The 4,977-nt window shown below is 69.4% G+C and carries 6 protein-coding genes; 5 read left to right on the top strand and 1 reads right to left on the bottom strand.

Annotated features, from left to right (window positions below; all coding sequences use genetic code 11):
• From AC08OU_RS22500 to AC08OU_RS22485, 4 genes are all read left to right on the top strand, one after another.
• A partial coding sequence (locus AC08OU_RS22500; RefSeq protein WP_476605724.1) for a hypothetical protein occupies window positions 1-186 on the top strand: 186 nt, incomplete at its 5' end.
• 61 nt (window positions 187-247) lie between these two features.
• Window positions 248-1,102 carry a calcium-binding protein gene (locus AC08OU_RS22495; RefSeq protein ID WP_476605723.1) on the top strand — a complete coding sequence of 285 codons (855 nt, stop codon included), beginning with the start codon at window positions 248-250 and terminating at the stop codon, window positions 1,100-1,102.
• A gap of 450 nt (window positions 1,103-1,552) precedes the next feature.
• A complete protein-coding gene (locus AC08OU_RS22490) occupies window positions 1,553-2,911 on the top strand; it encodes a TolB family protein (RefSeq protein ID WP_476605722.1) in 1,359 nt (452 codons plus the stop codon).
• 139 nt (window positions 2,912-3,050) lie between these two features.
• Window positions 3,051-3,284 (top strand): hypothetical protein, encoded by a 234-nt coding sequence (locus tag AC08OU_RS22485; protein ID WP_476605721.1) that lies wholly within the window; start codon window positions 3,051-3,053, stop codon window positions 3,282-3,284.
• 178 nt (window positions 3,285-3,462) lie between these two features.
• On the opposite strand, the gene AC08OU_RS22480 is transcribed toward AC08OU_RS22485, so the two are convergent.
• Window positions 3,463-4,017, bottom strand: a complete 555-nt coding sequence (locus tag AC08OU_RS22480) for a hypothetical protein (RefSeq protein ID WP_476605720.1) — start codon at window positions 4,015-4,017, stop codon at window positions 3,463-3,465.
• A 136-nt stretch (window positions 4,018-4,153) separates the two neighbouring features.
• Between AC08OU_RS22480 and AC08OU_RS22475 the strand changes: the two genes are divergently transcribed.
• On the top strand, window positions 4,154-4,977 hold an 824-nt coding region (locus tag AC08OU_RS22475; protein ID WP_476605725.1), incomplete at its 3' end, for a DUF1194 domain-containing protein.

Genomic DNA, 4,977 nt, shown 5'->3' with positions numbered 1-4,977 from the left:
GTGCGGGACTGGCTGCGGCGGGCGGGGCGGGTCGCTGGTCGGGTGCTGGCGGTGTGCGGGGCGGCCGCGGCCGGGTCCGGCGCCGAGTTCGTGCCGCCCGCGCCGGTGGTGGCCGGGCCGGGTCGCGCTCAGCCACGGAGTCGCTCAGCCACGGGCGTCGTCGCGAGAGTCGCGCTCGCTCGGTGAGGTCCGCCGGTTGTCACCCGGCGCGCCGGTAACGTTGATCAATGGCGGCCGATCTAACGGCATGGCCCAGCGCTGGAACAGGATTGTCGGCGGTGTCGTCACCGCCGCAATGATCACCGCGACCGGTTGGTCGCTCGGCGGCAGCGCCGCGACCGCGTCGACCGCGTCGACCGCGTCGACCGCGTCGACTGCGTCGAGCAACGGGCTCTATCTGACGTTCGTCGCGGGTGCTGGCCAGTTCAACGAGCTGACCATCAGGCAGCGGAGCACTCCCGATCCCCGCAACACCCAGTTCTTGATGTTCCTGTACACGATCGATGACGTGTACCCGATCACCGCCGGGAACAACTGCGAGGTACCGGACACCGACGATCCCACCGTCGTGATCTGCACCCTGTACGAGTCGCTGCCGACCCCGCCTGATGCCACCGTTCGCCTCGGCGACAAGAACGACCGCCTCACGATCCACGCCTCCGGGAGCAACACGATCTACGCCGGGACCGGCAACGACCGCCTGATCGGCACCGGCGACGACCGCCTGTTCGGCGAGGACGGCGACGACACCCTGATCTCGACCGCGCTGGGCGGGGCGTACGGCGGGCCGGGCAACGACCTGATCGTCGGTGATGGGTACCTGGCCGGCGATGAGGGCAACGACGTCATCGTCGGCGACCAGAACCCGAACTTCATCAAGGGTGGGCCCGGCAACGACGACCTGTCCGGCGGCGTCGGCGCGGACCAGATCTTCGGTAACTCCGGCAACGACCTGATCCGGGGCGGCACCAACCGCGACCACCTGTACGGCGGCCCCGGCCACGACACGATCTACGGCAACAGCGGCAGTGACCTGATCGAAGGCGGGCCCGGCCACGACAAGCTCTCCGGCGGCGCCGGCCACAACACGACCACCCAGTAAAGGCGCAGTCGCCGATCTTGTGACGTGGGTGTGTCGCCGAGGGACGGGGGCTCGTAGCTCGTGATGATGGTCCGCTCGCGCGCCGAGCGGGTGCCTTGCCCGCGGTGTGGGACGGTCTCGGGTCGAGTGGATGGTCGGTATCGACGGGTCGTCCTCACGTCGGCCGAGATCGCATCCTCGCTCGACGCCCGCCCTGCGACCTGCGGCACACCGGGCGTCTCCCGGTGGCTCGCTGCTGGCGTCGACTCGGCCCAGGTCGCAGCGTGGGCGGGACAACGCGGGTCGCCGTCCTCGTCCGCGTCCACGCCCTGGCGAGGAGCCGCAGCCCCTTTGGGGCGGCAGTCACGAACAGTGCTCGACTGTTGCTATCCGTAACGTGTCGTTGGTGTGTCGCGATGTGGCCGGGTGACATCCGCAACCGACCAGTCCGTAAGGGTCAGGGGGGCACGCATGATGAACGGCTGGCTGAAGGACAGACTGAGCAGTTGGGCGTCACGCGGGGTGGGCCTGAAGACTCTGGGGGCTGTGGTCGGTGTCTCGGTCGCGGCCGTGTTTCCGGCGGCGGGATCGGCAGATGCGGCCGGACGCGCACACCACGGCGGTGCGACCGTTCGCGTCTCGGTCGACTCCGCCGGTAACGAGGCGAACAACGCCAGCGTCCGTGGGGCGGTCACGGCCTCGGGCCGTTACGTCGCGTTTGACTCTATGGCGTCGAACCTCGTTCCCGGCGATACCAATGAGGCCAGCGACATTTTTGTGCGCGACCTGCGTTCCGGGGTGACCCGGCGGGTCTCGGTCGGCTCGGCCGGCGAACAAGCGAATGGCTACAGCTTCGAACCGTCCATCTCTGATGACGGGCGGTACGTGGCGTTCGACTCCTCCGCATCCAACCTCGTTCCCGGCGACACCAACGTCGCCAGCGACGCCTTCATCCACGACACGCGATCGGGGACGACGCGGCGCGTGTCCGTCGCCGGCGACGGGGCGCAGGCCACGTTCTCAAGTGGCGGCGCGAAAATCTCGGGAAACGGGCGGGTCGTCGCCTTCACCTCCTACGCCCCGAATCTGGTCGCCGACGACACCAACCGGAGCAGAGACGCCTTCGTGCACGACCTGAGGTCGGGTATGACCAGTCGCGTGTCCGTGGCTGCTGACGGGTCCCAGCTCGCCTCCGGCGGGGGCGGTTCGGCGCTCTCCACCGACGGTCGTTTCGTCGCCTTCCAGTCCGCGTCCCCGGACGTCCTGCCCGGTGACGTCAATGGCACCGTCGACGTCTTCCTGCGCGATCAGCGCGCCGGGACCACAACGGGTGTGTCGGTCGAGCCCGGCAGCCAGGTGACCTCCGGCGGGAGCGGGCCGTCCATCTCCGCGAACGGCCGATTCGTTACGTTCGAGATCCGGCCGGTGGGCTGGCAACCGGGCGGCGAGATCTACGTGACGGACACTCGCCGCGGCACCCGGACCCGGGTGACGGAGCCGGCGGGCGCCGAGGAGGGAGAGGGACGGTCAGCGACGATCTCCCCGGACGGGCGCTACGTGGCCTTCGTCGGCTCGTCCGAGCTCGTCGGTGACGACCACGACGGCACCGGCGTACTGGTGCGCGACCTGCGGCGCGGGATCACCACCCGGGCGTCGGTGAACCTCGACGGACAGCCGGTCTGGGGCGAGACCCCCGACATCTCTCGGGCTGGGCGCGTGGTCGTGTTCTGGTCACCCGCGCCGGACCTCGTGCCCGGCGACACCAACGACGACACGGACATCTTCACCTGGTTCCCCTCACGGCGCGCGGCCGGCGGACACCAGCACTAACGCCGATTTCCGTACAGGAGGTTCGGCCCAATCCTGGCCCCACTCGTGGCCATGGTGTAAATCGCCGCTCTCGTGTCATCCCGACCCATACCCGTAGTTAGTTTAGTCCGACGCCACGCGACCTCTTACCATTCCGGGCATGGCGGACTCGGATTACGCGGTCGGGTGGGGCACGTTGACGCTGATCAACGCGGGACTGGCCCAGGCCAAAGGACGCAGCGGCTGGAACTGGTGGCTGGTGTCGATCGTCCTGGGGCCGATAGCGACGTTCCTGATCGTGTACTGGCCGCCGGTGGTTCCGCCGCCGACCCCGGCGCCACCGGCCTCGACTGAGGGCCCGGCTGAGGAGCGCCCAGCGCAGAAGTTACGGTAGGAAATGTCATAATGTCGATTATCGGCGCAACGCTTAGGCAAGCGAGTTACGTCTGAAGATGCGAAGACTCGAACGTCCCCCGCGGATCATTGGCGCGGCCGTCCGCCGAGACGCCTACCACTGGATCAGTCCCCCCTTTTCCCGGTCGTCCACCCCTCCGTGCGTCTAGCGTCCGCCCTCAGGGGGCGCGCACTATGACGCCTGTCATCCCTTGCTCTACCACCACCCTTGTGTACCCCTCCGGGACCACGCCGCAGCCGCGCATCAGCCATGGCGGCGTGGGGCCGCCGTCGTAGGGGTCGGCGAGGCAGACGACGGCGCCCGCCGGGTCGACGTCGGCCGTGAACCGGCCGCCCGACACCGGCGTCACCAGCGCCTCGCCCGCGGCCAGCGCCGCCGCCTCGATCTTGACCTCCGTCTGCTGCGGCAGAGCAGGTCCGCCGTCCGGCTGCCCGGCGGCTGCCCAGAACGAGCCAACCCGCCCTGCCGGGATGACGAGCAGCGTTCCCTCGGGTAGTGGCTGGTCCGGGATCGAGGCGACGTCGGAGACCTGCATCACGGTGCCGGTGAGCTTGCCGGTGGCGGCGCTCGCGCCCGCGGGCGGCGTCGCCTTGGGCGAGCCGCCGTTGCCCGCGCCACTGGCGTCATCGGTGTCGCACCCTGCCAGCGCCGTGAGGGCGACGAGGAGGACGACCAGGCCCGGACGCGGCTTTCGTGGCGAAGTGTGATTCATGCGCAACCGTTCGGCTGGAGTGCCCGGAGTGGTCTTTCAGATCTTCCGGGTGGTAGTCACTGTCCGCTGACATTCTCACGCACTGCAACCATAGGGAACTCCAAGTAACGAGATTTCGGGGGGAAACGCCTTGACGGTGCAATTCAGTCCGGGGCGACGCGGCCTACGACTCCTGGCGGGCCTCCTTGCCGCCCTGGTCGTCTGCGCCGCCGTCGTCGCCACGATGCCGCCGGCGAACGCGGCGTCGCCGCAGATCGACGTCGTCTTCTCGCTGGACGGCTCGGGCAGCATCGACTCCAGCGACTGGGAGCTGCAGAAGGACGGGTACTCGGCCGCGCTGAGTGACGCACTGGCCTTTCCGCGGAACGGGTCGATCGCCGTCGGGGTCAACCAGTGGTCCGGGCCGTTCGAGTCGCGGGTCGAGGTCGACCTGACGGTGCTGAGCTCCCAGGCGGACGTCGACGCGATCATTCAGAAGATCCAGGCCATCCAGCAGTTCGCCAGCAGCACCGACCCGGTGACCGGCTTCGAGCAGGCGGCCGGGATGCTCAAGACCGGCGGGCGGTCCGGGTCGGACACCCGCGTGTGCATGTCGAGCGACGGCACCAAGAACGACGGGCCCGGCGCTCTCGGCACATCGGTCCCCGCCGCCAGGGCCGACGGTCTCGACCGCTACTCGGTGGTCGGCATCGAGGATCTCGGCAACGGCGCCGCCCTCCGCGGGTACTACGGACCTCACGTGTTCGGCGGCGGCACCTTCACCCTCGCCCGCAACACGGCCGAGTTCGCCGGCCTGATCGTCGGTGGCTGCATCAACAACCCGGTCGACCTGGTCGCCCTCGAGGTGACCCAGGGCGTCCAGAACTGGAAGAACGCGGTGCCCCTCGTGGCCCGCAAGGCCACCGCGGTCCGGGCCTTCGTCGAGGTGCCGGCCGGCGCCCCGACGCAGCGCGTGACCGG

This window comes from Frankia sp. CcMO1 (genome assembly GCF_977945845.1).
The sequence above is the reverse complement of the archived record's forward strand: the minus strand, read 5'-3'. Positions and strand labels throughout refer to the sequence as shown.